The sequence below is a fragment of the Paracoccus ferrooxidans genome, assembly GCF_029909815.1.
Classification (GTDB): Bacteria; Pseudomonadota; Alphaproteobacteria; order Rhodobacterales; family Rhodobacteraceae; genus Paracoccus; species Paracoccus versutus.
Genome location: NZ_CP038201.1, coordinates 613996 through 640400 on the forward strand (window position 1 = coordinate 613996; position 26405 = coordinate 640400).

Sequence of the window (26405 nt, forward strand, 5' to 3'; positions counted from 1 at the left end):
AAATCCGAAAGCAATATCTTGTCTCGCGTAAAGACTTATCTTGACAATATCAGCCGCGAAACGGCGAGGGTCAATAGCCGCGATCCCTGGTGCAGCATGGCCGGGAACGGCGAAGGGCCGGGAAGATCCCGGCCCTTGCACGGCGGCGGGGCCGTTCAGGAACAGCAGGCCGCCACATAATCCTGCGCCAGCCGCTCGACCGCCGCCAGCGCCAGATCCCTGGCGCGAGGCCGCAGGCGGCCGGCCCGGACCGCGGGATAAAGCCCGCCCAGATATTGCGCGACCAGCGTCTCGGGCAGGTCCACCCCGTCCAGCAGCGCGAAAAGCTCGTCCACCGCCTGCTCGGCGGCAGGCTGCGGCCAGTAATAGCGGATGCGGTCGCTGTAGGAGAAATGCCGCTGCAAGGCGCGCTCGGCATCGGTGCCGTGATAGTAGCGGTCCCAGTTGCCGGGCGCCTCCAGCATCACCGCCTCCATGGCCTGGCGCAGGGTCCGCCGGCGCCGGCCGGGGAACAGTTCCCCGGCAATGGCATCCAGCCCGTAAAGCGCCTCGCGCAGCACGAAGGTCAGGCCCGGCCCGACCTTGAGGATGGCGAAACCATCGCGGACCAGGGCGGCCAGCGCATCGCGGGTTTGGTAGTCGGTCGAATGCGCCTCGAAGACCGTGCCGGGCATTTGCGCCAGCGCGGCGGACAGGTCGCGCGCCGCCGCGGGGTCATAGTCGATGACGTTGTGATTGCCGAACTCGACCCCCGGCTGCACCACCAGGCCGATGACGCGGGCGAAGGCGTCCTGCTGGCCCGCATCCGCGAAGGCCCGCCGATGCACATCGAAGGTGGTCAGGGCGGCATCGGGGCTGGTCAGCTCCAACCCCTCGATCTCTTCCATCGCGCCGCCGGGGATCGGAACCTCGGTGCCGATGATATAGACCGGGGCAACGCCGCCTTGGGGTCGCGCCGCCTCGGCCGCCGCGGCCAGCCGCGCCGCACGGGTCGCGGTTTCGGCATCGTCCAGCGCCACCGGCTCGCCGGCGCAGCCCATGGAACAGTCCAGGTGCAACTTGGTGAAGCCAGCCGCGGCAAAGGCGCGGATCATCACCTCGGCCCTCTCCATCGCCTGGTCGGCGGGCAGGCCTTTCCACGGGTTCGGGCCCAGATGGTCGCCGCCCAGGATCAGCCGCTCCGGCGGGAAGCCCGTGCGCGCCGCGATCCTTTCCACGAAGCGGCGGAAATCGGCGGGGGTCATGCCGGTATAGCCGCCGTCCTGGTTGACCTGGTTGCAGGTCGCCTCGATCAGCAGCGGCAGGGGGGTCGGCAGGGTGCAGCGCATCGCCGCCTCGATCGCCATGGGATGCGCGGTGCAGATCGAAGGGATGCCCGAGGGGCCGTGACCGTCGCGCCATTCCGCAATGGATTTCAGAGGATTATAGGTCATACTTCAGCCTTTTTGTTCCGAAAGCAGCGCGTCCAGTTCCGCGCGGGTCGAGGTGCCCTCCATCGGCCCCAGCCGGGTCACGGCGCGCGCGCCCGCGGCATTGGCCAGGCGCAGCGCCTCGGCCGGGTCGGACCCGGCCAGCCACAGGCTGAGAAAGGCGCCGCCGAAGGTGTCGCCGGCCCCCGTGGGATCGACCTCCTCGACCGCCAGCGGCTTGGCATCGACGCGCAGGCCGCGCTGGAACAGGCTGGCGCCGCCCGCGCCGCGCTTGACGACCACGGTGCGGATGCCGCGATCCAGCAGGCTGGCGATCACCGCCGGCTCATCCCGGCCCGCATCGAACAGGAACAGCTCCTCGCCCGAGGGCATGAACAGGTCGGTCATCGCCAGCACCGCATCCAGCGCCGCGCGCATGCCGGGCGCGTCCAACAGTTCCGGCCGCAGGTTCGGGTCGAACGAGATGGTGCCGCCGCGCGCCTTGATGCGCCGCGCCGCGTCCATCACCATCCCGCCCAGCTCCGGCGCCGAGAAGGCCGAGCCCATGACATGCAGGTGGGTGCAGCTTTCGATCAGCGCCTCGGATGCCGCGGTCGGCCGCAGCTTGCCGCAGGCGGCGTGGCGGATGTTGTAGACGAAGGCGCGGCTGCCATCCTCGCGGTAGCGGACGAAGGCGCTGCCGGTGCTTTCGCCCGCCGCGATCTCGATGCCCGAGACATCCACCCCGTCGGCCCGCAGCCTTTCAAGGTTCACCCGGCCGAAATCGTCGTCGCCCACGCGCGAGATGATGGCGCAAGGCGTTCCCAGCTTGCCGACCTGGTCGATGAAGATGGCGGGCGCGCCCGAGGGGAAGGGGCCGACCAGCGGCTGCGCCGCAAGAAAGCCGTTGCCGCGGGTGGTCGCCACGATCTCGACGAGAACCTCGCCGATGGTCAGAACCTTGTTCATGCTCAACCCCGCTTCTGCTTGGCGCGCACGTCCAGCCAGACCGCGACCAGGATCACGAGGCCCTTGACGATGAGCTGGTAGAAATAGGGCACCGACAGCATGTTCATGCCGTTGTTCATCACCCCGATGATCAGCGCGCCGATCAGCGTGCCGACCATGGTGCCGACGCCGCCCGCCAGGCTGGTGCCGCCCAGCACCGCCGCGGCGATGGCGTCGAGTTCGTAGCTCATCCCGGCATTGGTCTGGGCCGAATAGAGGCGCGAGGACAGCAGGATCCCCGACACCGCCGCCATCACGCCCGAGAGGGTGAAGATGGCGATCTTCAGCCGGTCCACCTTGATGCCGGAATAAAGCGCCGCCTCGCGGTTGCCGCCGGTCAGATAGGCGCGCCGGCCGAAGGTCGTGCGCGACAGCAGGACATGGTTGAACAGGAACAGCGCCACGACGATCCAGATGATGATCGGCAGGCCGAGCCAGCTGTCGCTGCCGATCGCCGTCCAGGCCGGGTCCGAGATCATCGCCGGCGCGCCGTTGGTCGGCAGGCTGACCAAGCCGCGATAGATGCCCATCGTCGCCACCGTGACGATGAACGACGGCAGCATCAGCCGGGCGGTCAGCACGCCGTTCACCAGCCCCATCGCCGCGCCGGCCAGAAGCGTGAACAGCAGCGCGGGGGCAAAGCCCCAGCCAAAGGCCAGCGCCTGCGCGCCCGCCATGCCCGCCACCGCGATGATCGAGCCGATGGACAGGTCGATCTCGCCCAGCAGGATGACCCAGGTCATGCCGAAGGCGGCGATGGCGACCACCGCCACCTGTTGCAGGATGTTGGTCAGGTTCGCGACCGTCATGAACCGCTCGTTCAGGACGGTGAAGATCACGCAAAGCAGGATAAGCGAGACGAGGATGCCCCCGTATTGATGCAAGGCGGCGCGCAGCTGCTCTCGCCCGGCGCCAAGGGTCGTGTCGGTTGTCTGGGTCATTGATGCGTTCCCGTTGCATGGGCCATGACAAGCTCGGGCGTCAGGTCGCGGCGGGCCAAGGTGGCCCTCAACTCCCCCTCGGCCAGGATGGCGATGCGATCCGCCAGCCCAAGCACCTCGGGCAGTTCCGAGGAGACCAGCAGGATCGCGGTCCCCTCGGCGGCAAGTTCGCGGATGATGCGATAGATCTCGAATTTCGCGCCGACATCGACGCCGCGCGTCGGCTCGTCCAGGATCAGGACGCGCGGGCGGGTCAGCAGCCATTTCGCCAGCACGATCTTTTGCTGGTTGCCGCCGGACAGCTTGCCCGCAAGCGTTTCAAGCGAATTGGTGCGGACCCCCAGGCGCTGCACCTCTGCCCTGGCCGCGCGGCGTTCGCTGCCGAAGCGCAGGAAACCGCCCTTTCCCGCAAAGCCGTCCAGCGCCGCCATCGAGATGTTCGAGCGCACCGGGGCGCCCAGGGCCAGCCCTTCCTCCTTGCGGTTCTCGGTCACGAAGCCGATCCCGGCGGCGATGGCGTCTGCGGGATTGCGCAGCCTGGCTGGCTTGCCGTCGATGCGGATCTCGCCGCTCGCCTGGCGCATGCCGAACAGCGCATTCATCACGTCCGAGCGGCCCGAGCCGATCAGGCCGAAGAAGCCGAGGATCTCGCCCGGCCGGACCTCGAAGCCGACATCCCGGAACCGGCCCGCGCAGGACAGGCCCCGCACGGCAATCATCGGCGGCATATCCGCACCGGGCACGGGCGAAAGCCGCGGCGGATAGATCTCGTCCATCCTTCGGCCGACCATCAGCGCGATCAGCTCCTCGATGCAGGTCTCGTCGCGCGCGCGTGCCGCGACATAGGCGCCGTCGCGGATGACGGTGATGTCGTCGGACAGGCGCATGATCTCTTCCATGCGGTGCGAGATGTAGATGATGGCCGTGCCCCGCGCCTTGAGCCGGTCGATGATGCGGAACAGGATCTCGGCCTCGGAATCCGACAGCGACGAGGTCGGCTCGTCCAGGATCAGCACCTTGGCGGGCCGGCTGAGCCCCTTGGCGATCTCGACAAGCTGGCGCTGCGCGATGGACAGCCGCCCGACCTTTGCGGTGACGTCCACGGGCAGGCCAAGCTCGCGCACCAGCGCCCTGGCATTCGCCCGCAGCGTCCGGTCGTTGATGAAGCCGAAGCGCGCCGGTTCATGCGTCGCCATGATGTTCTCGGCGACGCTGAGGTTGTTGCACAGGCTGAGTTCCTGAAAGACGATCGCCAGCCCCTGGGCGGCGGCGTCCTTCGGGCTTTGCGGCGCATAGGCTCGGCCGTCGAGCATCATCTCGCCACCCGAAGGCGGATGCACGCCGACCAGGATCTTCATCAAGGTCGACTTGCCGGCACCGTTCTCGCCCAGGATGGTATGCACGCGGCCCGGCCGGACATCCAGCCGCATGGACTTCAGCGCCTCGACGGGGCCGAAGCTCTTCCTGATATCGCGCAAGGACAGCACGAATTCCGCTGGCTGGTTCATCCGTTCACCTCCCCCCGTGGTCACGCCGCAAGGCATCGCCGAAGCCCTGCGGCGCAGCGGTCACTTCTTGACGTAGACGCCTGGGACGATGGGCTGCTCGGCCGGCACGTCCTGGCCTTCGATCACCATCGCGGCGGTATCCACCGCGGTCTTGCCCATCTGGTCGGGGAACTGCTGGATGACACCGGCCATCACCGGGTTGGCGTCCACAGCGTTGCGGGCCTCCTCCATGCCGTCGAAGCCGATCACCTTGACCTGGTCCTGAAGGCCCGCCGACTTCACCGCGACGGCGGCGGCCAGCGCGGCATCGTCGCCGAAGCCGAAGATGCCCGAGATGTCGGGATTGGCCTGGAGCATGTTCTGCGCGACGGCCAGCGCCTCGGCCCGCGTGATGCCGGTCTGCTGGGCGACGATCTCGATTTCGGGATGCGCCTCCAGCGCCTTCCTGAAGCCCTCGACCCGCGCGACGACCGATTGCACGGTCGGATAGTCGATGATCGCGACCTTGCCCTTGCCGCCCAGAACCTCGGCCATCAGCTCGCCGGCCTTCACGCCGCCGGTGTAGTTGTCCGTGCCGATATGCGACGTCACCTTGGCATCGGCGGCGGGCACGTCGACCGTGACGACCTTGATCCCCGCCGCATCCGCCTTGGCGATGGCAGCCATCACCCCCTGGCTGTCCACCGGCGAGATCACGATGACATCGACGCCCTTGACGATGAAATCCTCGACATCGGCCAGCTGCTTGTTCAGATCCTGGTTGGCGATGCTGATTTCCAGCGGCACGCCCCTAGCTTCCGCCTGGGCTTTCATCGCATCGGCAAGCTCGATGTAGAACGGATGCTGCTGGGTCAGCAGCGAGGCGCCGATGCCATCGGCATGGGCCGCCCCGCCCACCCCGCAGGCAACAGTCGTCAACAGCGCCGAAAGCGCTTTCTTGAAGGTCATGGAGTCCTCCCAGGATCTCGATTTCGAGGAGATGGTGCCGGCAAGTCCCGGCCGTCCGCCGAAGCTCCTCCCCCTATGGCGGCTCAGGGGACGCTAGCTATATATTTTACTCGTGTCAAATTTAAAGTTTGTTCGCGAAGATATTTTGCGAGCGCATCAAACCTATCGAATTGATTTCAAATTGTAATAGCGCGAGGCAAGGCCGGATGCCTTCTGGAAGGGTTTCGACCCCAAAGACCACGCAAGCCGGACAGCGTAAGCAGCAACCGGCGAATCGTGAAAGGCGACATGGCCTTGCCGGCCTCATCCGGGGGCCGGCAGGGATTGTGCCGTTGCTTGAAACAGCGATGCCGGCACGGCTTCCAGAAACCTCGGCCCGAACGCCCGCGTCTCCGCATCGAATCAAAGGCCCGCGGCCAGCCACCGATGCCCCCTCCCCTTGGCGACCCTGTCCCTGAAGCGGCCTCCCCCCGCCATCATTCCGCCAGGAAATAGATAAAAATATCCATGACAAACAACGACAAGACATCCATCTGCGATGCCGGTCGCATTTTCTGCTCCTCCGACTCACGCTTTCATTGTAGACAATCTGCAATCAGGGATTCGGACAGCGGGACGGGAACCATGGCTGCGCAGTCGATAAGACGTGAAACGATGGGGGCCCAGCTGGTGGCCATGCTGCGGTCGGCGATCCTGTCCGGTGAATTCGCGCCCGGAGAGCCGGTCACCGAGACGGCGCTGGCGCTGCGTTTCGGCGTCAGCCGCGGGCCCATGCGCGAGGCGATGCGGCACCTCATCGACCAGGGCCTGCTCGTCACCGTCCCCTATACCGGCACGCGCGTGCTGGATCTGTCGACCGCCGACATCAACGACATCTATTCGATGCGGATCTGTCTGGAAATCTTTGCCTTCGAACAGGCCTGGGACCGGCGCGATGCGGCCTTCCGGGGGGAGATGGCCGAACGCCACCACAAGCTGCTGGAGGCGATCGACGCCCGCGACGATGTCCGGGCGATCGACGCCGAACTCGACCTGCACGGGCTGGCCTATGAATGGTGCGGCAACAAGCTGCTGCTCAGCAGCTGGGATGCGGTTCGCGGCCGGCTGCAACTTTACTGGGCGGCGCATCACCGCGCCCATGGCATCACCGGGCCGCTGCGCGAAAGCCATGACGACTATATTCGCCTCGCCTGCGGTGACAGCCTCGAGGCGATGAAGAACGAGATCCACAGCCATATGCGGCGCGGTCTCGACAAGACCAAGGCCTTCGTCGAGTCCCTCGACGAGCAAAGGCGGCAAACATCACCCAACGGGAGAACGAAATGAAACGACGGATGTTCCTGATCGCAGGGGCGGCTGCGTCCTGCCTGCCCTATGCGCGCGCCTTTGCGGCGGACAACGATACGCTTTCGCAGGTCAAGGCCAGCGGCAAGCTGCGCATCGGCGTGACCTCGGCCGAGCCCTGGTTCTTCAAGGATCCGATGACGGAGAAATGGACCGGCGTCGGCATCGCCATGGGCGAGCGCATGGCGCAGGAAATGGGCGTCGAGATGGTCCCGGTGGAGACGAGCTGGGCCAATGCCGTCGCGGGGCTGCAAGCCAACCAGTTCGACATCATGTTCGTCCTCGACCCCACCGAAGAGCGTCGGAACGCCGTCGATTTCCCGGATCAGCCGCTGTTCTACTATGCCATGGGGGCACTCGTCCCCGAGGATTCCGCCGTCGCAAGCTGGGCCGACCTCGACACGCCGGAAACCAAGCTGGGCGTGACCCTGGGCACCTCGCTAGACCGCAACGTGACCGAGATGATGAAGAGTGCGGCGATCAACCGCTTCTCCTCGAATGACGAGGCGATCGCCGCCTTTGCCGCCGGCCGCGTGGACGCGGTGGTGCAGTTCCATCCGGCGCTTGTCGTGCAATATTCGCGGCTGAAGATGGGCAAGGTCGTGCTGCCCACGCCGGTCGATCCTGTCGCCACCTCGGCCGGGATGCGCAAGGCAAGCGACGACAGCTTCAGGACCTGGGTCGGGGAAACCTTCGCCAAATTCTATGAAGAAGGCGTCCCGGACCAGATCTTCAGTGCCTATCTGGAAAGCAAGAACATCGACCCGACCGGCATTCCGGGCCTCGTGAAAGAGAGCTGGTAGACCACCCCGGACGGCCCGCCGCCTGGTCCCGTGACCGGGCGCGCCGGCCTTCTTCCCCCCAAGCGAAAGATGTCAGATGGACTATTCCTGGGACTTCGGCCCGGTCATTGCCCGTTTCGACATGCTTGCGATCGGTTTCCTGAATACGATCAAGATCGCGATCGTGTCGATCCTTCTGGGCGTCGTCGTCGGCCTGGTGCTGGTGCTGATGCGGCTTTCGCCGCGCAAATGGCTTTCCTGGCCCGCGGCGATCTTCATCGAGTTCTACCGCAATACGCCGCCGATCGTGCATTTCTTCTGGTTCTTCTATGCGCTGCCGGTGCTTCTGTCCGTCAGCCTCGATCCCTATGTCGCGGCCGTCCTGGCGCTTTCGACGCAATCCGGCGCCTTCTATGCCGAGGTGTTCAGGGGCGGCATCGTCTCGATCGAGCGCGGCCAGTGGGAGGGCGCCCGCGCGCTTGGCATGACCCATGCCGCGCTGATGCGGCGCATAATCGTGCCGCAGGCGATTTCGCGCATGGTCCCGCCCTTCATCGAGCGCAGCTTCGAATTGCTGAAGACCACGGCGCTGGCCTCGACCCTCGCCTATGCGGACCTGCTCTATCAGGCGATGATGGTGAATGCCGAAACCTTCCGGCCCCTCGAGGTCTATACGACCATCGCGCTGATGTATCTGGTCCTGCTGGTCACCGCCAGCCAGCTCGCGCGCCTCGCCGAGGCGCGGCTGACCGCCTATCAGTAAGAGGCCAATGATGAATTATTCCCCCGATTTCAGCGTCGTCCTGGACAACTGGCCCGTGCTTGCCCGCGGGCTTTGGGTGACGATCCAGATCTGGCTGCCCTCGATCGCGCTGGGGCTGATCGGCGGCTTCCTGATCTCGCAGGCCCGGCTGTCGTCGCGCCGCTGGCTCTCGATCCCGAGCCTGGTCTATGTCGAACTGTTCCGCGACACGCCGGTGCTGATCCAGCTGATCTGGTTCTTCTACGCCTTCCCGATCCTGATCGGCGTGCAGCTGACCCCCTTCACCGCGGCCCTGCTGGGGCTGACGCTGAACACGACGGCCTATTCGGCCGAGATCTTCCGGGGCGGCATCAAGTCGATCCATCGCGGCCAGATGGAGGGGGCCAAGGCCATCGGCATGACCCATGCCCAGGCGATGCGGCGGGTGATCCTGCCCCAGGTGGTCAAGAGGATGCTTCCCGCCTTCACCAACCGGATGATCGAGGTCGCCAAGATGTCCTCGCTCGCCTCGGTCATCTCGGTCCACGAGCTGATGTATCAGGGCCGGCTTCTGTCCTCGACCTATTACCGCCCGTTCGAGATCCTGACGGCGGTGGCCTTCATCTATTTCGTGCTGATCTATCCCGGCACCTTCCTGGCAGGGCGTCTGGAAAAGCGCCTCGCGCGGTCGTCCTGAGCAAAGGAAAGGATACCCCATGCAAAAGCCAATTCTCGAGATCAAGGGCCTGCACAAGCGGTTCGGCGACCACCACGTCCTCAGGGGCATCGACTTTTCCGTCGCAGCGGGAGAGCGCATCGCGATCATCGGCGGATCGGGCTCGGGCAAGTCCACCTTCCTGCGCTGCATGAACTTCATGGAAACGCTGAGCGAGGGCGAAATCTGGCTGGATGGCAAGCGCATCGGCACCGAAAGGAACGGCCAGGTCACCTACCCGGAACGCCAGCTGTGCGCGGTGCGCGAACGCGTCGGGATGGTGTTCCAGCAGTTCAACCTTTTCCCGCATATGACCGTGCTTCAGAACGTCATGGAGGGGCTTGTCACCGTCAAGGGCATGGCGAGGGAGCAGGCACGGGAAATCGCCCTGCAGGAACTGGACAAGGTCGGCCTGTCGGAAAAGGTCGATGCCTGGCCCGGCCGCCTTTCCGGGGGCCAGCAGCAGCGCGTGGCGATTGCCCGCGCCCTGTCGATGAAACCCGAGATCCTGCTTTTCGACGAACCGACATCCTCGCTCGACCCGGAACTGGTGGGCGAGGTCCTGCGGGTGATCAATCACCTTGCCGAGGAAGGCCGCACCATGCTTCTGGTCACGCATGAGCTTGGATTCGCCTATCATTTCGCGACCAAGGTCATCTTCCTGGCGGACGGCGTGTTCCACGAGGTCGGCACGCCGGACGAGGTTCTGAAAAACCCGCGGCAAGCCCGCACGCAGGAATTCCTGCGCCGTTTCGGCGAATTCGCCTTCTGAGCTTCCACATATCAAAGGACACTGAAATGACTCCGCAGAGCAGCGCTTCGTCGCAAAGCTATGTCAAGGATCCGCGCAACGAATCCGTCGAGATCTATGTCAACGGCCAGTTCTACAAGCGCGACGAGGCCAAGGTGTCGATCTTCGATGCGGGCTTCGTCCTTGGCGACGGCGTGTGGGAAGGTCTTCGCCTGGTCAACGGCAAGCTTCTGGCCATCGACGAGCATATGGACCGCATCTTCGAAGGCGCGCGTTCGATCCAGCTGGACATCGGCCTTTCCAAGCAGGGCCTGGTCGAGGAGGTCTGGAAATGCCTGCGCCACAACGGGATGGAGGACGGCGTCCATATCCGGCTGATGATCTCGCGCGGGCTGAAGTCGACGCCGAACCAGGATCCGCGCTTCGTCGTCGCCGGCGCGACCATCGTGATCGTCGCCGAATACAAGCAGCCGAACCCCGAACTGAAGAAGAAGGGGCTGAAGCTGATGACCTCCACCATCCGCTGTTCGACGCCGGACGTGTTCGACCTGCGGCTGAACTCGCACAGCCGCCTGAATTTCATCCAGGCCCTCATCCAGGCGATCAACATGGGGGCGGACGAGGCGCTGATGCTCGACGACCGGGGTTTCGTGGCCTCCTGCAACTCGACCAATTTCTTCATCTTCCGGGGCGACGAGCTTTGGACCTCGGAAGGGCTGACCTGCTTCAACGGCATCACCCGGAAAAAGGCGATCCATATCTGGCGCGAAGCGGGTTTCACCGTGCGCGAAAAGCCTTTCACCCTGGCCGAGGTCTATTCCGCGGACGAGGCCTTCGTCACCGGCACGCTTGGGGGGATCACCCCGGTCGCGATGATCGACGGTCGCCCCATCGGGGACGGGAAGCCCGGCGCCCGCACCGCCCGGATCAACCAACTCTACCAAGAGTATATTTCGCAGTAAGCCGGTGGCAAAGCGAACCGGATTCAATCGCAGGCGCCATCGGTTGCGGCGCCTGCTCGCCCCCTTCCGCCTGCGCGCGCTGGTCCGCCGCAGCGAGATCGCCTATACGGTGATCGCGGCCGTGATCGGGATCGTCGCCGGCGGCGCGGTGGTCCTGATGCAGGAAGCCGTGACCTTCATGGCCGTCCTGATCTTCGATTCCGCCGGCGAGGTCAGCGGCGCGGAAAGCGTGAACCCTTTGCGCGCCCTATCCGGCCCGCTGGCCGGTGGTATCCTGCTCGGCGCGTCCTATCTGATCGGCCAGCGCTGGTTCCGGCGCGTCGCCGACCCGATCGAGGCCAATGCCGTGACCGGCGGCAAGATCGCCGTGCCCGGCAGCCTGTTCATTTCCGGGCAGACCATGGTTTCCAGCGGGTTCGGCGCCTCGGTCGGGATGGAGGCGGCCTATACCCAGGCCGCTTCGGCCCTCGCCTCATGGGGCGGCCAAAAGCTTCGCCTGCGCCGGGAAGACCTGCGCCAGCTGGTCGCCGCCGGTGCCGGGGGCGCGATTGCCGCCGCCTTCGACGCGCCGCTGACCGGGGCGTTCTATGCCTTCGAGCTTGTCCTGGCCTCCTATACGGTCGCCGCGCTTCTGCCCGTCCTTGCCGCCGCGATTTCCGCGACGGCCGTCACCCGCCTTGTCGGCGGGCATCACGGGCTGGACCTTTATTTCGCCGGCCAGATCCCGGCACCGTCCTTCATCCCCATCGCGGTGCTTGCCGTCATCTCTGCCGTGGTCGGCATCCTGATCATGCGCGCCGTTTCCGCGACCGAGAACACGTTCCGCAAAAGCGTCCTGCCGGGATGGAGCCAGCCGGTTGTCGGCGGGCTTTGCGTCGGCCTGCTGGCATTGGCGACGCCGCGCGTGCTGTCCTCCGGCCATGGCGCGATGGACGTGGTGTTCGGCAGCAACCTGACGCTGGGTGCCCTTGTCCTGCTTTTCGTGCTGAAGGCGCTCGCCTCGGTCATCTCCATCGGGTCGGGCTTCCGGGGCGGGCTGTTCTTTGCGTCGCTTCTGCTCGGGGCCATCCTGGGCAAGATCCTCGGCATCGTCTGGCTGATCGCATTTGGCCTTGAACTGCCCATCGTCGTCTTTGCCGTGGTCGGCATGTGCGCCCTGGCGACGGCGGTGATCGGCGCCCCCCTGGCGATGTGCTTCCTTGCCCTCGAGACGACCAAGAGCCTGCCGCTGGCGCTTGCGGTGCTGTTTGCCGCGCTGATCGCCACGGCAATCGTGCGGCAGTTCTTCGGCTTCAGCTTTTCCACCTGGCGTTTCCATATCCGGGGGGAAACGATCCGTTCGGCCGCGGACATCGGCTGGGTGCGCGAACTCAGCGTCGGAAAGATGATGCGTCGCGTCGCGTCCGAGGCACCGGCATCGATGAAGCTGGCAGAGGCCCGGCGCCGGTTTCCGCCGGGCTCGACCAAGGCGGTGCCGATGGTGGACGACGCCGGCCGCTATGCCGGGCTGTGCATCACCAGCGAACTTTATGGCGAAGGGCTGGACCCGCAGATGCCGCTTGCCTCCATCGCCCACCAGACATCGGCATGGTTGCGGCCCGACCAGACGGTGCGCGAGGCGATCTTGGCATTCGGCCGCCACGAGGCCGATACGCTCGCGGTATTGGACGCGGACCACCGGGTTCTCGGCACGCTGAACGAGCAATATTGCCTGCGGCGCTATTCGAACGAGGTCAACCGCCGGCTTTATCCCCAGCGCGGCTAGAAAGGATCAGGACATGAGACGGTTTCTGTTTGTCGGCTGCGGCAACATGGGTGGCGCGATCGCCTCTGCCGCGATGCGGGCGATCCCCGATGCGAGGATCACCGTCGTCGACCCCTCGCCCGAGCGGGCAAAGGCGCTTCTGCCCGCCGGCATGGCGGTCGAGACCCACCCGGACTTCGCAAAGCTCGGGGAGGCCAGGTTCGATCTCGGCATCCTCTGCGTGAAACCGCAGCAATTTGCCGAGCTCTCCGCCTTGGCGATTTCGGTGATCCGCTCCGGCGCCATCGCATCGATCATGGCGGGCGTCACGTTGGACGCGCTTGCAGCACGGCTCGGCAGCGAAAGGATCGCGCGGACCATGCCGAACCTGCCCGCCCTTGTCGGCCAGGCGATGACCGTCGGAGTTGCCGCGGATGGGCTGACCCAGGCCGACCGGCGCATGGTCGCGACCCTGTTCGAGGCCGTCGGCCAGTTCCGCTGGCTTTCGGACGAAACCCTGATCGATGCGGCAACCGCGGTCGCGGGCAGCGGGCCGGGCTACATATTCGCCTTTGCGCAATACATGATGGAAGCGGCCGTGGCGTCGGGCATGGATGCCGCGCTTGCCGACCTGCTGGTGCGCCAAACCTTCCGCGGCGCGGCCGAACTCATGCATGCCGATCCCCGGACGGCGGAAGAGCTGAAGAAAGCCGTGACCAGCAAGGCGGGCACGACCGAGGCCGGTCTGGCCGTCTTCGAAGCAGAAGGCGCGTTGCCGGAACTTTGCCTGAAAGCCGTCGCCGCCGCCGCGCAGCGGGCGCGAGAGCTTTCCCGAACCGCCACGCCGGAAAGCCCCCGGCAATAGCCGCTCCCGGCAGGACGGGGCTCCGGTAAGCAGCCGCCGGCAAGCGACCTTCGCCTTGCCGGTTTCCACCATCTCCACCGCCCTTCCCGTCCACCCGCGCGGACCGGGCCTGCGCCTGCAAGCCGGTGCCGGCAGAAGGCCAGCGCGAAGGGAGTCAGCGGAAGGCTGAGCCTTCCCGACCGGGCCCCGCCTTGCAGCGCGGTATCGCCGAACGGATCGGCGACGGCCCGGCAAGGTCAGAACCGCCCGCGCAGCGTCAGCGTGGCGTTCCTCGGCTCGCCATACCCGTTGCCGCCGGTGGGCGGGCCCAGCACCGAATAATAGGGCTTGTCGAAGACATCGTTGACGTTCAGCATCATCTGCCACGGATCGTCGATCCGGCAGCTGACATGCGCGTCCCCAACCGCATGACCGCCCTGCCGGATCCGGTAGTCCTGGCTCGCTCCGCCGATCCGCGCGGTCCCCGAGGTGCCATGGCGGCCTTTCACCGTCACGCCGCCGCCGACGGTCCATCGGAAGTATACGCCCGGCAGGGTGTAGTCCGTCCACAGCTTCAGCATGTGCCGCGGGGTCAGGGCGTGATAAACCGCGCCATGCCTTACGTTCTTGTTGTGGTTGTAGGCATTGCCCAACCTTATGACTAAGACAACCGGGCGGGCGATTCACTCGGTCGATTGCCGAAAAAAGTTCAGACGCTGGAGATGACCGCCAACAGACCCGAGACCCGGCGCAACCGGCCGCCGGTCGGGCGGACGGCGGCGTCCAGCGCGCGCTCGGGGTCGGAAATGTCGAAAAGGCCGCGGATCCGCGTGCGACCGATGGCGGCATCCGCGACGATCACGCGGCCGGGCAACCAATGCGCGATCCGCGCGACAAGGCTTCCCAGCGGCTCGGCTTTGGCCACGACGATCCCCTTCGCCCCTGTTTGTGGGCCGTGTCACTCACCCGCTGCCTTGGCAACCGCTTTGGGTCGCTCGGTCATGCGGCGGGCCTGCCAAGAAAACCTGGGCGCATGACAAGCCACAAGATCCGCGTCCGGGGCGCGGGCCTATCCATCCGTGGAACAGATCCTTGACGCCTCGACCGCCTCGACGACATAGCTGGCGATCATCAGGTCCAGATGCGCGCCGCCGCCGTTCTTGAACAGCGTGACCTGGTCATCGGACCGGCGGCTGGACCCGTCCGCCGCCACCAGATCGTAGAGGTCGCCTTGCACATGGCCGCGGCTGATGGCGCCCGATAGGATCGGCTGCATGATCTCGCCGATCCGGTCCACGACCGTGTCGACGAAATCCACGTAGACCAGGGCCGAGGCGATCAGCGCGTCGTCGGCCTCGCGCATCTCCGGCGTGAAGGCGCCGATCAGGTCGACATGCGTGCCCGGCCGCACCCATTCGCCCAGCAGGACCGGCTGCCGCGCCATGGTGGCGGCCGAGACGATGTCGGCCTGGCCCACGGCCTCGGGCAGGTTCTCGACAGCCGCGACCTTGGCCCGCAGATCGCCCAGCGTCGCGGCCAGCGCCTGGGCCTGCTCGGTCCGCCGCGACCAGATCGAGATCCGCTCGATGCCGGGGAAGGCCGCGTCATAGCCGCGCGCCAGCGTCGCCGCCACCGCGCCGGCACCGACGATCAGCAGGTGCCGGCTGTCCGGGCGCGCCAGGCATTGCGCGCCCAGCAGGCTGTCGGCCACGGTCTTCACCTGCGTGACCAGCTGGCTGTCGAGCACGGCGCGCACGGCGCCGCAATCGGGATCGTAGAGCAGCACCGCGCCATGCACCGTGGGCAGGCCCTTGGCGGCATTGCCGGGAAAGATGCTGTCGCCCTTGATCGCGAAGCCGAGGCCCTCGATCCGGGCGGCCCGGTTCAGCAGCCTGGCATCGCCCGAGCCGAGCAGCAGGTCGCCCTGCTCGGGCCGCGGCAGCCGGTGGCCACGGCGCAGGGCGTCTATCGCACCCGGCCAGCCCAGCGCATGGACGCTTGCCTCATAGGTCAGCACGGCTGGAAGCATGGTCTTTCCTTCCCGAAAAGCTGGCGACCGGGGCGCCGAAACAGTCGATGGTGACGCCCAGGCCGGGCCGGGCCGGGCCGGCACGGATTGCGCTGACGCAACTGATAACGGGCAACATGCTCCTTCGTCCAGTCGCCGAAGCAGGAAGCATATGCCTGGGCCTGGGCGAGCGGCGATATGCGACGCCGCCGCCCCGAAGTTCCCGATCCTGGGCAAGCCTCTTTCGATGCACCAGGATCCCTGAAAAGCTTTTCACCCAGTCACTTCAAGCCACCCGTCCCCAAGCAGCGGGTGGCTTGGGAGAGCGCTAGCCCAGGCTCACGTCTTGCTGGTTGAGGTCGATCCAGATTGTCTTGAGCTGGGTGTACTGGTCATGGGCGTGGACGCTGTTGTCGCGGCCGCCGAAGCCCGATTGCCTGTAGCCGCCGAACGGGGTGGTGACGTCGCCCTCGCCGAAGCTGTTCACCGTCACCGTGCCCGCCCGCAAGGCCCGCGCCCCGCGCAACGCCCGCTTGCCGTTGGCCGAGAAGATCGAGGCCGCAAGCCCGTAGTCGGTGTCGTTGGCGACCGCGATCGCCTCCTCGAAACTGTCCACCACGATCACCGTCAGGATCGGGCCGAAGATCTCCTCCACCGCCAGCCGGGAATCGCGCGCGGCTTCCACGATGGTCGGCTCGATGAAGCCCTCGGCCACCACCTTGCCGCCGACCAGCACGGTTTCCGATTTCGCCGCATCCAGATAGCTGCTGACCTTGTCGAAATGCGCCTTCGAGACAAGCGGACCCACGCGGTTCGCCAGATCCAGCGGATCGCCCACCAGCCAGCCGGCCGCCTCGGCCCGGACCTTCTCCAGCAGCCGGTCCCTGATGCCGCGCTGCACGATCAGGCGGCTGGCGGCCGAGCAGTTCTGCCCCATGTTCCAGAACGCGCCGTTCACCACATGCGCCGCCACCGCGTCCAGGTCCTCGGCATCGTCCAGCACGATGCAGGGGTTCTTGCCGCCCAGCTCCAGCACCACCTCCTTGAGGTTGCTGTCGGCCGAATAGTTCAGGAACCGCCGACCCGTCGCGGTCGAGCCGGTGAAGCTGACCATGTCCACGTCCGCGTGCCGGCCCAAGGGCTCGCCCACCTCGCGGCCCGAGCCGGTGACGATGTTCAAAACGCCCGCCGGCAGCCCGGCCTCGGCCGCCAGTTCCGCCACCCGCAGCGCGGTCAGCGTCGTCTCGCCCGCGGGCTTCATCACCACCGAGCAGCCGGCGGCCAGCGCCGGGCCGATCTTCCAGGCCAGCATCAGCAGCGGGAAGTTCCAGGGCAGCACCAGCCCGACCACGCCCACCGGCTCGCGCACCACCATGGCGATATGGTTGTCCGAGGCGGGCGAGACCTGGTCGTAGATCTTGTCGATCAGCTCGGCGTGCCACTTGATGACATGGATCGTCTCGGGCACGTCGACGGTTTCGCAGTCGAAGATGGTCTTGCCGGCATCGAGGCTTTCCAGCACCGCCAGCTCGCGGGCGTGTTCCTGTATCAGCGCGGCCAGGCGCAACAGCACCTCCTTGCGCTCGCCGGGGTGCAGGCGCGACCAGCGCCCGTCCTCGAAGGCGGCGCGGGCGGCGGCCACGGCCAGGTCCACGTCCTGCGCATCGCAGGCGGCGATCTCGGCCAGCGCCGCGCCCGTCGCCGGGTTGGTGGTGGCGAAGGTCCTGCCCGACAGCGCGGGACGGAAGGCGCCGTCGATGAAGGCCTGCGTCGGGAAAGACAGCCCGGCGGCGATGGCCCTGTAATCCTCGGTGCTCAGCAGATCGGTCATCTCACTTCCCTTCCACGATGGCCTGGACGGCGGTCTTCAGCGTGGCGATGACGCCTTCCAGCTCGGCCTTTTCGCCGTCGTTCAGCCCCTGCAGCGGCGGGCGCATCGGCCCGGCGCGCAGGCCGGTGGTCTCGACCCCGTGCTTGACGCATTGGATGAACTTGCCGCCCTGTTCCAGCACCGCCATCAGCGGCATCATCGCCGTCATGATGCGCCGGCCCTGGGCGAAATCGCCGCGCACGGCGCAGGCTTCGTAAAGCGCCACATGCTCCTCGGGCAGGAAGTTCGAGCCGGCGCAGATCCAGCTGCGCGCGCCCCAGGCGAAGAATTCAAGCGCCTGGTCGTCCATGCCGCAGCTCAGCTGGATCTGCGGATAGTCGCAGGCCAGCGTGTGGATGCGGTTCACGTCGCCCGAGCTTTCCTTGATGCCGATGACGTTCGGCGACTGGCCGACGATGTCGAGGAACGCGCGCCCCATGCTGACGCCCATGCGGCCGGGGTAGTTGTAGAGGATCACCGGCAGGCCGGCGGCGCGGTCGATTTCCAGCGCGTTGGCGGCGTTCTCGGCCTCGGTCGGCACCGAATAGGGCGGCGTGCCGAGCAGGATCGCATCCGCCCCCATCTCGCGCGCGCCCTGGGCCAGCGCGATGGAATCGGGGGTGCGCATGGCGCCGGTGCCGACGATGACCGGCAGCCGGCCGTCGGCGCGCTCGGTGATGAAGCGGGCCAGCTCCAGCCGCTCCTCGACCGTCTCGGCATAGTTCTCGCCGGTCGAGCCGCCCGAGATCAACCCGTGCACCCCCGCAGCCACCAACCGCTCGACCAGATCGCCCAAAGCGTCGAAATCAATCGAGCCATCCCCCTGGAACGGCGTGATCACAGGCGTGTAAATGCCTTCAAGAACCATGCGAGTCTTCCTTTGCTTTCCATGGCTCGCGATCGACGCCGGGCAAGGTTCATGCCTTCGGGCGCAGCGACACGATCAGCTTGGCGACCATGCCGAACAGGGTCAGCAGGATCAGCGCCACCGAGATCGCCGCGATGACGGGATCGACGTTGTCTCGCAGCCCGGCCCAGATCATGCGCGGCAGGGTCACGATCTTGACCGAGATGACGAACAGCGTGACCGCGATTTCCTCCCATGACATCACGAAGGACAGGAAGGCGGCGGTCAGCACGCCGAAGCGGATGTTGGGCAGGAGCACCCAGAAGGTCGTCTGCCAGATCGAGGCGCCGAGGTTGCGCGCGGCAAGTTCGATCCGGCGGTCGACCTGGCTCAGCGTGACCAGGAGCGCCACCACGGCATAGGGCACCGACATCACCGCATGCGAGATCACCACCCCCGGCAACGTGTCGAAGGTGTTGGTGGGGTGACGAGGAAATAGAGCGCCAGCGCCGAGATGATCGGCGGCACCGCCAGGGGCGCCAGCACGATGCCGATGAAAGCCGCGCCGTAGCGCGATTTCGCATACCCGATCCCAATGCAGAACAGCGTCGCGAAGACGGTCGCCAGCCCTGCGGCGAGCAGCGCCACCAAGGCGCTGGTCAGGATGCCGTCGTGCCATTGCGCGCTGGACATCAGCTCTTGGTAATGGCGCAGCGACCAGTCGCCGTCCGGCATCGACAGGAAATGCTTGGGCGTGAACGAGATCGGGATCATCGCCAGCAGCGGCGCGATCAGAAACAGCATCGCCGCATAAACGCAAAGGGTGCTGATCCGGCCGGGTTGATCGTTGCGCATGGTGGCTCTTTCTGGCTGGAAGCGACGGGGAATGGATCAGAGCAGCCGATCGAGCCGGACGATCCGCGACAGGATCCAGATCAGGCCGACGACCAGCACCAGCAACACCGCCGCCAGCGCCGAGCCGAGGCCTTCGAGCGCATCCACCGCTCGAACCTGATCGGCATGGGCATCCTGCCGCTGCGCCTGCCTGCGGGAACGACGCCGCAGTCGCTGGCGCTGACGGTCGAGGACCGGGTCGGGATCACGCTCGATCCATCGCGGCTGGAACCGCGCGGGCCTGTCCGCGTGGCGATCCACCGCGCCTCGGGCAGGGTCGAGGCGTTCGAGGCGAGCCGCCATCGAGACGAGCCTTGAGGTCGAGACCTGGCGAAAGGCGGGCTCATGCCGCTGATCCTCGACCGCGCGACCCGCGCCGAGGCGGCGAACCTTACCGCCGAATAGCTGCCGCTCATCGAAAGCGGAAGGGCGGGGTGTTCGAAGCCCTGGGCCCGACCGGGGCAGTCATCCCAGGGTACACGGATGCAGCCAGGGCCAGGATCAGGGCCGCAGACCGCACAGCGGCGCAGCACGGGGACGAGGTCCAGCGCCACGGCCGCCCCGACCCCCGGCGCCAGGGGTTGGGTTTATGGAATGTATACCGCCCTGAAGTCATTGACATTGGTCAGGGTCGGCCCGGTCTTGACCAGATCGCCGAGCCGCGCGAACAGGCCATAGCTGTCATGGCCCGCCAGCACCGCCGCCGGGTCCAGCCCGGCCGCGCGGGCGCGGGCCAGCGTGTCGGGGGCGATGATCGCGCCCGCCGCATCCTCGGTCCCGTCGATGCCGTCGGTGTCGCAGGCCAGCGCGTGGATCGAGGTGCCGTCCAGCGCCAGCGCCATGGCCAGCAGGAACTCGGTATTGCGCCCGCCGCGTCCGGGCCTGGCCGCGCCGATGGTGACGGTGGTCTCGCCGCCCGACAGCAGCACGGCCGGGCCCCGGATCGGCTGGCCATGCAGCGCGGCGGATCGGGCGATGCCGGCCATGACCTGGCCCGCCGCGGCTGCCTCGCCCTCGATGGCGTCGCCGAGGATCAGGGGCGTCGCCCCCTCGGCGCGGGCGCGGGCCGCCGCCGCCTCAAGCGCCAGCATCGGGGTCGAGATCAGCCGGTAATCCGCCCCGAATGCCGGCAGGGGCTCGGGCGCTTCCAGCAGCAGGCGGCGCGCCGGCTCGGGCAGGACGGGGCCAAGCATCCGCACCACCTCGGACAGGTCCGCCCCCGCATCCGGGTCATGCACCGTCGGTCCCGAGGCGATGGCCAGCGGATCGTCCCCCGGCACGTCCGAGATCGCCAGCGTCACCACCCGCGCCGGGGCCGCCGCCAGCGCCAGCCGCCCGCCCTTGATGGCCGATAGCCGCCGCCGCACCCGGTTCATCACCGAAATCGGCGCCCCGGAGGCCAGAAGCAGGCGGTTCACCCGCATCTTGTCGTCCAGCGTCAGCCCCGGCGCAGGCGCGGTCATCAGCGCCGAGCCGCCGCCCGAGATCAGCGCCAGCACCAGATCCTCGGGGCCGAGCCCGCCGACCGCATCCAGGATGCGCCGCGCCGCCTGGGCGCCGTTCCGGTCGGGAACGGGATGCGCGGCCTCGATCACCTCGATCCGGCGGGTGGGCACGGCATGGCCGTAGCGGGTGACGACCACCCCCGACAGGTCCACGCCGGGCCAGGCCTCCTCGACCGCGCGGGCCATGGCGGCGGCGGACTTGCCCGCCCCCACCACGACGACCCGGCCGCGCGGCGGGTCCGGCAGATGGCGCGCGACCGTCTTCGCCGGATCGGCGCTGTCCACCGCCGCGGAAAACAGGCGCAGCAGGAAATTCCTGGGGTCGCGAGCCATCGCCTTGCCTCAGATATTGGCGCCGCGGATGGCCGCGCAGACGGCTTCCGTGACCTGCTGCGTAGTGGCCGTCCCGCCCACGTCGGGGGTCATCACGCCATCGGCGCAGACCTGCTCGACCGCCGTCATCAGGCGCCTGGCCGCATCAGCCTCGCCCAGATGCTCCAGCATCTGCGCCGCGGTCCAGAAGGTCGCGACCGGGTTGGCGATGCCCTTGCCGGTGATGTCGAAGGCCGAGCCGTGGATCGGCTCGAACATCGAGGGATAGCGCCGTTCCGGGTCGATATTGCCGGTGGGCGCCACGCCCAGGCTGCCAGCCAGCGCGCCCGCCAGATCCGACAGGATGTCCGCGTGCAGGTTCGTCGCGACGATGGTGTCGAGGCTTTGCGGGTTCTTGACCATGCGCACGGTCATCGCATCGACCAGCATCTTGTCCCAGGTCACGTCGGGAAATTCCCGCGAGACCTCGGCCGCGATCTCGTCCCACATCACCATGCCATGGCGCTGCGCATTGGACTTGGTGACCACCGTCAACAGCTTGCGCGGCCGGGACTGCGCCAGCTTGAAGGCATAGCGCATGATCCGGGTGACGCCGACGCGGGTGAAGATCGCGACCTCGGTGCCGACCTCTTCGGGCAGGCCCTTGTGGGCACGGCCGCCATGGCCGGAATATTCCCCCTCGGAGTTCTCGCGCACGATCACCCAGTCCAGGTCGCCGGGGCCCACGCTTTCCAGCGGCGACCGGATGCCGGGCAGGATCTTGGTCGGGCGCACGTTGGCATATTGGTCGAAACCCTGGCAGATCGGCAGGCGCAGGCCCCAAAGCGTGATATGGTCGGGCACGTCCGGCGCACCCACCGCGCCGAAAAAGATGGCGTCGAAGGCCCGCAACTGCTCCGGCCCGTCCTCGGGCATCAGCGCGCCGGTCCTCTTGTAGCGGTCCGAGCCCCAGTCGAACTCGGTCACGTCAAAGCTGAACTTGCCGTCGCGCCTGGCCAGCGCCTCCAGCGCTTGCAGGCCGGCGGCGATGACCTCGGGGCCGATCCCGTCGGCGGGAATGGCGGCGATGCGATAGGTGCGGGATTCGGTGGTCAGCTCCGACGCTTTCTGTGCGATGGTCATGGGTTCAGCCTTTCTGGATGGCGTTGGACGAAAGGACGGCCGAGCGGCGCGCCGTGCCTGCGATGATCAGGGTGACGACGGCCGACAGGATCAGCAGGCCGGCGACGAAATAGAGGCCCCATTCGAAGCTGCCGGTCGCCTGCTTGATCAGGCCGATGACATAGGGGCCGACGAAACCGCCAAGGTTGCCCAGCGAGTTGATCGTGGCGATGCCGGTGGCCGCGGCCGAGCCGGACAGGAACATGGTCGGCATCGACCACAGCGGCGGCTTGGCGGCGCTGACTCCGGCATTCACCACCACCAGCGCCAGGACGACGGCGGCCAGCGAGACGGCAAAGCCGGCGAAGAACAGGCCCGCCCCGGCGGCGATGCAGGCCAGCGTCACATGCCAGGTGCGCTCGCCGGTGCGGTCGGAATGGCGCGACCACAGATACATGGCGACGACGGCAAAGATCGGCGGGATGGCGTTGACAAGGCCGGTCTGGAACGAGGTCAGGCCCAGCCCGTGCAGCATCTGCGGCGCCCAGATCCCCAGCGTGTAAAGCCCGGCCGAGGTGCCGAAATAGACCAGCGCCAGCGCCAGCACGCGCGGATCGGTCAGCCCCTTCAGGATCGAATGGCTGGCCCCGGCCTTGTCCTTGGCCGCGCGCTCGGCGTTCATGGTGCTGGCCAGCCATGCGCGTTCGTCGGCTGCCAGCCATTTCGCCTTTTCCGGCCGGTCGGTCAGGTAGAACAGCACCACGACGCCCAGGATCAGCGCCGGCGCCGCCTCGAGCACGAACATCCACTGCCAGCCGTGCCAGCCCATCAGCCCCTCCATCTCCAGCAGCGCGCCCGAGATCGGCGAACCGAGCGCGACCGAGATCGGCGCCGCGGCCATGAACAGCGCCGTCACCTGCGCGCGGCTTTTCGCGGGGAACCAGTAGCTGAGATACAGGATGATGCCCGGAAAGAAGCCGGCCTCGGCCGCGCCCAGCAGGAAGCGCAGGATATAGAAGCTGGTCGGTCCCTGCACGAAGGCCATGGCGCCCGAGATCAGGCCCCAGGTCAGCATGACGCGGGCGATCCAGATCCGCGCGCCGAACCTTTCCAGCGCCAGGTTCGAGGGCACCTCGAACAGGAAATAGCCGATGAAGAACAGCCCGGCGCCGAAACCGAAGATGGCGGGCGACAGGCCCAGATCCTCGTTCATGTGGATGGCCGCGAAGCCCACGTTCACGCGGTCGAGGAACGCGATGAAATAAAGCAGCATGATGAAGGGTATGATGCGCCACGAGATCTTCCTCATGACGCGCTTTTCGAGCGCATCGCCCATCTGATCCTCCCCGATGTCACCGGTAAAGGCGCACTCCTCCGCGCCTCGGGGAAAATTACGGGCGTGGGGGCGCTGTTCTCAATCGTTCGTTGATTATATAATAAAATGGAACAATTGGGATGAGGCCGGCATGGAGCTTCGACAGTTGCGCTGCGCCGTCGCGGTGGCGGACGAGATGCATTTCGGGCGCGCCGCCGCCCGGCTCGAGATGCTGCCGGCCGCGCTTGGCCGCGCCGTGCGCCAGCTCGAGGACAGCCTGGGCGTGCAGATCTTCGAGCGCACGACGCGCTCGGTCGTCATCACCGCGGAAGGCATGCGCGTCATCAAGGAGGCGCGCGCCCTGCTGGCCGAGGCGGACGCGGCCCAGGCACGCTGGCGCAGGCTGGGCCGCAAGGGCGGCCAGGTCCTGCGGCTGGGGGCCATCGACACCGCCGCCAGCGGCCTGGTGCCCGGCCTGCTCCAGGCGGTGCATGCCATCCTGCCGGACCTGAGGATCCAGCTGGCCGAGGAACGCTCGATCAAGCTGATCCCGCGGCTGCTGGCAGGCAATCTGGATCTGGCGCTGGTGCGGCCGGGGCTGAAGCCGTTTCACCGCCGGCTGCGCGGGCATTTCCTGCTTAACGAATCCTCGGTCGTCGTCTTGCCGCCCGGCCATCCGCTTTCCGCCCGGCAGGAGGTCGATATTCCCAGCCTGCACGACGTGCCGCTGATCGTGCCGGATCGCCGCTCGCGCCCGCATAGCCACGATCTGGTCCTGGCGCTTTTCGAGCATGCCGGGGTCGAGCCCCGCATCGTCCAGAACGCAGACGAGAAGCAGACGATGATGAACATGGTCGCCGCGGGGATCGGCGCGGCGATCGTGCCGCGCTGGTGGTCCGGGTTCGTGCCGCGCGACGTTCATGTCTGCGCGCTGGCCCTGCCCGACGACAGCCTGCGGCTGAAATTGCCGCTGCATGTGGTCTGGGCGCGGGATGTCCGCGATCCCACCAGGGACGCGGTGGTCGAGACCCTGCTTTCGCTGGTGGACCGTTACGCCGGGAAGGCATAGGCGAATTTCGCCGGCAGGCTCGCTTTCGAATGCACCATGCGGCGGCAAAGACATATACCGGGAAGCGGGTAGCGCTTCTCGGTATGGGGTGCAGGTCAATATGGATCGCAGGGCTTGCCCGAAAGGGACCATGCCAGAATGATTTTCCGACAGGGTCCGGGCAACCGATTATGGATGATGGCGTTCCTTCAAGCCGCCGGTATGGGGGTCTATTTCCTCAAAATGGCCATGCACTTCGATATCGTCCAACAGCCCCTTCCACAGCGATGCGCAAAGCCCGACCATGACCACGAGGAATGGCGCGGCCGCGATGATGGAAGCGGTCTGCAGGCCGCCCAGCCCGCCGACGACCAGCAGGATCGAGGCCGACGCGCCGGCCAGCAATCCCCAAAGCACGACAATGTCGGCACGCGGATGGATCGTCCCGAACGAGGACAGCATTCCCATCACGACCGAAGCGGCATCGGCGCCCGATACGAAGAAGATGGCGACAAGGAACATGGCCACGGAAGAGGTAAAGGCATGCAGCGGATATTGCTCGAGCAAGGCAAAAAGGGAAACCTGCTCGCCTTTTCCGGCAATGGCCTCGACCAGCCCGCCCGGCCCGGTCAGTTCCGAGAAAAGCGCGCTGCCGCCCATGACGGTGAACCAGACGAAGGTCACGGCGCTGGGGATCAACAGAACCCCGACCACGAATTCCCGGATGGTGCGGCCGCGAGAAATCCGGGCGATGAATACGCCGACAAAGGGCGCCCAGGAAACCCACCAGGCCCAGTAGAAAATCGTCCAGCTTGCAAGCCATTTGCTGTCGCTGAAGGCCGAGGTTCGAAAGGACATGGAAACCAGATCGCTCATGTAAAGGCCCATCGCCTCGATCAACGTATCCAGGATAAAGACCGTCGGCCCCAGCACCGCCAGGAACAGCAGCAACATAAGCGCCGCGACCATGTTGATATTGCTGAGAAACTGGATGCCTCGGCCCACGCCGGAGACCGCGGACAGGATGAACAGCACGGAAAGGACCGCGATGATGGTCAGCGCAATGGTCGGGGATTCTCCAGTATTCCACAGATAGTTCATTCCGCTGTTGATCTGCTGCGCGCCAAGGCCAAGGGATGTCGCGGTTCCGAACAAGGTAGCGATGATCGCCAATATGTCGATCATGCGCCCGATCGGCCCATGGATGCGGTCCCCCAGCAAGGGGTGGAAAGCGCTGGAAACCAGCGTGGGAAGGTCGCGGCGATAGCTGAAATACGCCATTGCCAATCCAGCCATCGCATAGATTGCCCAAGGGTGCAGGGCCCAATGGAAATAGGCGTATTGCATGGCCACCAGCGCGGCTTCCTGGGTCTGGGGCTCGGCCAGGCCGTGCGGGGGCGCGCCGAAATGGCTGATCGGCTCGGCCACGCCCCAGAACATGAGGCCGATGCCCATTCCGACGCTGAACATCATGCAAACCCATGATCGGGTCGAGAATTCGGGCTTTTCGTCATCGTGGCCCAGCTTGATCCGGCCAAATCGGCTGAATGCCAGGAATATCGCAAAGGCAAGGAAAAACGCCGTGGAAATCACGAAACTCCAGCCGAAAACGCGGATGATCCAATTCAATGTGGCAGATGCGACGGCAGCCAGGCTGTCTGGACCCAGGACTCCCCACGTCACGAATCCTCCCGCGACGGCCAACGCTGGCCAGAACACGCCAGGGTTTATCCTTCGTGATCCACTTGGATGCATAGCTTCCTCCTCCAGAACTGAGCAACGATTT

At 66.5% G+C, this 26405-nt stretch carries 24 protein-coding genes and 1 pseudogene; 10 read left to right on the forward strand and 15 right to left on the reverse strand.

Translation table 11 applies throughout. From position 1 onward, the window contains the following. Nucleotides 1–155 precede the first annotated feature (155 nt). From E3U26_RS16060 to E3U26_RS16080, 5 genes are read right to left on the reverse strand one after another with little or no spacing between them, the layout of a single operon-like run. A complete protein-coding gene (locus E3U26_RS16060) occupies nucleotides 156–1433 on the reverse strand; it encodes a class II D-tagatose-bisphosphate aldolase, non-catalytic subunit (RefSeq protein WP_499105993.1) in 1278 nt (425 codons plus the stop codon). Between the two features lie 3 nt (nucleotides 1434–1436). Next, entirely contained in the window at nucleotides 1437–2378 is a 942-nt protein-coding gene (locus tag E3U26_RS16065; RefSeq protein ID WP_499105994.1) for a sugar kinase, read from the reverse strand. A 2-nt stretch (nucleotides 2379–2380) separates the two neighbouring features. Then, on the reverse strand, nucleotides 2381–3358 hold the full coding sequence (locus E3U26_RS16070) for an ABC transporter permease (RefSeq protein WP_499105995.1): 978 nt from the start codon (nucleotides 3356–3358) through the stop codon (nucleotides 2381–2383). Next, nucleotides 3355–4866 (reverse strand): sugar ABC transporter ATP-binding protein, encoded by a 1512-nt coding sequence (locus tag E3U26_RS16075; RefSeq protein ID WP_499105996.1) that lies wholly within the window; start codon nucleotides 4864–4866, stop codon nucleotides 3355–3357. Before E3U26_RS16075 ends, E3U26_RS16070 begins: the two co-directional genes overlap by 4 nt. 60 nt (nucleotides 4867–4926) lie before the next feature. Further along, nucleotides 4927–5814, reverse strand: coding sequence for a substrate-binding domain-containing protein (locus tag E3U26_RS16080; RefSeq protein WP_499105997.1), 888 nt, complete (start codon nucleotides 5812–5814; stop codon nucleotides 4927–4929). 507 nt (nucleotides 5815–6321) lie between these two features. Between E3U26_RS16080 and E3U26_RS16085 the strand changes: the two genes are divergently transcribed. The 8 genes from E3U26_RS16085 to E3U26_RS16120 all read left to right on the forward strand — a co-directional run bounded on the left by E3U26_RS16085 (nucleotide 6322) and on the right by E3U26_RS16120 (nucleotide 13719). Then, nucleotides 6322–7140 (forward strand): GntR family transcriptional regulator, encoded by an 819-nt coding sequence (locus tag E3U26_RS16085; RefSeq protein WP_499105998.1) that lies wholly within the window; start codon nucleotides 6322–6324, stop codon nucleotides 7138–7140. Then, entirely contained in the window at nucleotides 7137–7961 is an 825-nt protein-coding gene (locus E3U26_RS16090) for a type 2 periplasmic-binding domain-containing protein (RefSeq protein WP_499105999.1), read from the forward strand. Before E3U26_RS16085 ends, E3U26_RS16090 begins: the two co-directional genes overlap by 4 nt. Nucleotides 7962–8037: 76 nt before the next feature. Beyond that, on the forward strand, nucleotides 8038–8703 hold the full coding sequence (locus tag E3U26_RS16095; protein WP_024844348.1) for an amino acid ABC transporter permease: 666 nt from the start codon (nucleotides 8038–8040) through the stop codon (nucleotides 8701–8703). A 10-nt stretch (nucleotides 8704–8713) separates the two neighbouring features. Then, nucleotides 8714–9379: an amino acid ABC transporter permease gene (locus E3U26_RS16100; RefSeq protein WP_024844347.1), complete on the forward strand. Its 666-nt coding sequence runs from the start codon at nucleotides 8714–8716 to the stop codon at nucleotides 9377–9379. A 19-nt stretch (nucleotides 9380–9398) separates the two neighbouring features. Further along, nucleotides 9399–10169, forward strand: a complete 771-nt coding sequence (locus E3U26_RS16105; RefSeq protein WP_036755495.1) for an amino acid ABC transporter ATP-binding protein — start codon at nucleotides 9399–9401, stop codon at nucleotides 10167–10169. Nucleotides 10170–10195: 26 nt separating this feature from the next. Continuing rightward, nucleotides 10196–11110 (forward strand): aminotransferase class IV, encoded by a 915-nt coding sequence (locus E3U26_RS16110; RefSeq protein WP_072463447.1) that lies wholly within the window; start codon nucleotides 10196–10198, stop codon nucleotides 11108–11110. 43 nt (nucleotides 11111–11153) lie between these two features. Then, nucleotides 11154–12875, forward strand: a complete 1722-nt coding sequence (locus E3U26_RS16115; RefSeq protein ID WP_499106000.1) for a chloride channel protein — start codon at nucleotides 11154–11156, stop codon at nucleotides 12873–12875. A 73-nt stretch (nucleotides 12876–12948) separates the two neighbouring features. Next, entirely contained in the window at nucleotides 12949–13719 is a 771-nt protein-coding gene (locus E3U26_RS16120) for a pyrroline-5-carboxylate reductase family protein (RefSeq protein ID WP_499106358.1), read from the forward strand. Between the two features lie 236 nt (nucleotides 13720–13955). Here the strand turns inward: E3U26_RS16120 and E3U26_RS16125 are convergent, their stop codons facing one another. The 6 genes and pseudogenes from E3U26_RS16125 to E3U26_RS16150 all read right to left on the reverse strand — a co-directional run bounded on the left by E3U26_RS16125 (nucleotide 13956) and on the right by E3U26_RS16150 (nucleotide 19278). After that, the gene (locus E3U26_RS16125) at nucleotides 13956–14279 is read right to left on the reverse strand and encodes a hypothetical protein (RefSeq protein WP_499106001.1); all 324 of its coding nucleotides are present in this window, start codon (nucleotides 14277–14279) and stop codon (nucleotides 13956–13958) included. A gap of 128 nt (nucleotides 14280–14407) precedes the next feature. Then, a complete protein-coding gene (locus E3U26_RS16130; RefSeq protein WP_114536834.1) occupies nucleotides 14408–14623 on the reverse strand; it encodes a hypothetical protein in 216 nt (71 codons plus the stop codon). Nucleotides 14624–14767: 144 nt separating this feature from the next. After that, the gene (locus E3U26_RS16135) at nucleotides 14768–15727 is read right to left on the reverse strand and encodes an ornithine cyclodeaminase family protein (RefSeq protein ID WP_499106002.1); all 960 of its coding nucleotides are present in this window, start codon (nucleotides 15725–15727) and stop codon (nucleotides 14768–14770) included. Nucleotides 15728–16034: 307 nt separating this feature from the next. Continuing rightward, on the reverse strand, nucleotides 16035–17537 hold the full coding sequence (locus E3U26_RS16140) for an aldehyde dehydrogenase (protein WP_499106003.1): 1503 nt from the start codon (nucleotides 17535–17537) through the stop codon (nucleotides 16035–16037). 1 nt (nucleotide 17538) lies between these two features. Beyond that, nucleotides 17539–18444 carry a dihydrodipicolinate synthase family protein gene (locus E3U26_RS16145; protein ID WP_072461324.1) on the reverse strand — a complete coding sequence of 302 codons (906 nt, stop codon included), beginning with the start codon at nucleotides 18442–18444 and terminating at the stop codon, nucleotides 17539–17541. Between the two features lie 49 nt (nucleotides 18445–18493). After that, nucleotides 18494–19278: pseudogene (locus E3U26_RS16150) on the reverse strand (ABC transporter permease). Here E3U26_RS16150 and E3U26_RS16155 point away from each other — a divergent pair. Then, nucleotides 19168–19635, forward strand: coding sequence for a hypothetical protein (locus E3U26_RS16155; protein WP_499106004.1), 468 nt, complete (start codon nucleotides 19168–19170; stop codon nucleotides 19633–19635). The pseudogene E3U26_RS16150 and the gene E3U26_RS16155 sit on opposite strands and share 111 nt — an antisense overlap. Nucleotides 19636–19904: 269 nt before the next feature. Here E3U26_RS16155 and E3U26_RS16160 read toward each other — a convergent pair whose 3' ends face one another. From E3U26_RS16160 to E3U26_RS16170, 3 genes are read right to left on the reverse strand one after another with little or no spacing between them, the layout of a single operon-like run. Beyond that, nucleotides 19905–21155, reverse strand: coding sequence for a glycerate kinase type-2 family protein (locus E3U26_RS16160; protein ID WP_499106005.1), 1251 nt, complete (start codon nucleotides 21153–21155; stop codon nucleotides 19905–19907). 9 nt (nucleotides 21156–21164) lie between these two features. Beyond that, on the reverse strand, nucleotides 21165–22277 hold the full coding sequence (locus E3U26_RS16165; RefSeq protein ID WP_499106006.1) for an isocitrate/isopropylmalate dehydrogenase family protein: 1113 nt from the start codon (nucleotides 22275–22277) through the stop codon (nucleotides 21165–21167). 4 nt (nucleotides 22278–22281) lie between these two features. Beyond that, nucleotides 22282–23592, reverse strand: coding sequence for an MFS transporter (locus E3U26_RS16170; RefSeq protein WP_072461320.1), 1311 nt, complete (start codon nucleotides 23590–23592; stop codon nucleotides 22282–22284). Between the two features lie 130 nt (nucleotides 23593–23722). On the opposite strand from E3U26_RS16170, the gene E3U26_RS16175 reads away from it, so the two are divergent. Next, complete coding sequence (locus E3U26_RS16175; RefSeq protein WP_499106007.1) at nucleotides 23723–24640, forward strand: LysR family transcriptional regulator; 918 nt, start codon at nucleotides 23723–23725, stop codon at nucleotides 24638–24640. Nucleotides 24641–24808: 168 nt separating this feature from the next. Here E3U26_RS16175 and E3U26_RS16180 read toward each other — a convergent pair whose 3' ends face one another. Then, nucleotides 24809–26374, reverse strand: a complete 1566-nt coding sequence (locus E3U26_RS16180; protein WP_499106008.1) for a BCCT family transporter — start codon at nucleotides 26372–26374, stop codon at nucleotides 24809–24811. Nucleotides 26375–26405 lie beyond the last annotated feature (31 nt).

Coding starts and splice junctions, on each gene's coding strand:
- E3U26_RS16175 (WP_499106007.1), top strand. CDS start 23,723: ATGGAGCTTCGACAGTTGCGCTGCGCCGTCGCGGTGGCGGACGAGATG.
- E3U26_RS16080 (WP_499105997.1), bottom strand. CDS start 5,814: ATGACCTTCAAGAAAGCGCTTTCGGCGCTGTTGACGACTGTTGCCTGC.
- E3U26_RS16095 (WP_024844348.1), top strand. CDS start 8,038: ATGGACTATTCCTGGGACTTCGGCCCGGTCATTGCCCGTTTCGACATG.
- E3U26_RS16135 (WP_499106002.1), bottom strand. CDS start 15,727: ATGCTTCCAGCCGTGCTGACCTATGAGGCAAGCGTCCATGCGCTGGGC.
- E3U26_RS16105 (WP_036755495.1), top strand. CDS start 9,399: ATGCAAAAGCCAATTCTCGAGATCAAGGGCCTGCACAAGCGGTTCGGC.
- E3U26_RS16100 (WP_024844347.1), top strand. CDS start 8,714: ATGAATTATTCCCCCGATTTCAGCGTCGTCCTGGACAACTGGCCCGTG.
- E3U26_RS16155 (WP_499106004.1), top strand. CDS start 19,168: ATGCTTGGGCGTGAACGAGATCGGGATCATCGCCAGCAGCGGCGCGAT.
- E3U26_RS16125 (WP_499106001.1), bottom strand. CDS start 14,279: ATGCTGAAGCTGTGGACGGACTACACCCTGCCGGGCGTATACTTCCGA.
- E3U26_RS16065 (WP_499105994.1), bottom strand. CDS start 2,378: ATGAACAAGGTTCTGACCATCGGCGAGGTTCTCGTCGAGATCGTGGCG.
- E3U26_RS16140 (WP_499106003.1), bottom strand. CDS start 17,537: ATGACCGATCTGCTGAGCACCGAGGATTACAGGGCCATCGCCGCCGGG.
- E3U26_RS16090 (WP_499105999.1), top strand. CDS start 7,137: ATGAAACGACGGATGTTCCTGATCGCAGGGGCGGCTGCGTCCTGCCTG.
- E3U26_RS16070 (WP_499105995.1), bottom strand. CDS start 3,358: ATGACCCAGACAACCGACACGACCCTTGGCGCCGGGCGAGAGCAGCTG.
- E3U26_RS16170 (WP_072461320.1), bottom strand. CDS start 23,592: ATGGGCGATGCGCTCGAAAAGCGCGTCATGAGGAAGATCTCGTGGCGC.
- E3U26_RS16165 (WP_499106006.1), bottom strand. CDS start 22,277: ATGACCATCGCACAGAAAGCGTCGGAGCTGACCACCGAATCCCGCACC.
- E3U26_RS16060 (WP_499105993.1), bottom strand. CDS start 1,433: ATGACCTATAATCCTCTGAAATCCATTGCGGAATGGCGCGACGGTCAC.
- E3U26_RS16075 (WP_499105996.1), bottom strand. CDS start 4,866: ATGAACCAGCCAGCGGAATTCGTGCTGTCCTTGCGCGATATCAGGAAG.
- E3U26_RS16110 (WP_072463447.1), top strand. CDS start 10,196: ATGACTCCGCAGAGCAGCGCTTCGTCGCAAAGCTATGTCAAGGATCCG.
- E3U26_RS16145 (WP_072461324.1), bottom strand. CDS start 18,444: ATGGTTCTTGAAGGCATTTACACGCCTGTGATCACGCCGTTCCAGGGG.
- E3U26_RS16085 (WP_499105998.1), top strand. CDS start 6,322: ATGACAAACAACGACAAGACATCCATCTGCGATGCCGGTCGCATTTTC.
- E3U26_RS16120 (WP_499106358.1), top strand. CDS start 12,949: ATGCGGGCGATCCCCGATGCGAGGATCACCGTCGTCGACCCCTCGCCC.
- E3U26_RS16160 (WP_499106005.1), bottom strand. CDS start 21,155: ATGGCTCGCGACCCCAGGAATTTCCTGCTGCGCCTGTTTTCCGCGGCG.
- E3U26_RS16180 (WP_499106008.1), bottom strand. CDS start 26,374: ATGCATCCAAGTGGATCACGAAGGATAAACCCTGGCGTGTTCTGGCCA.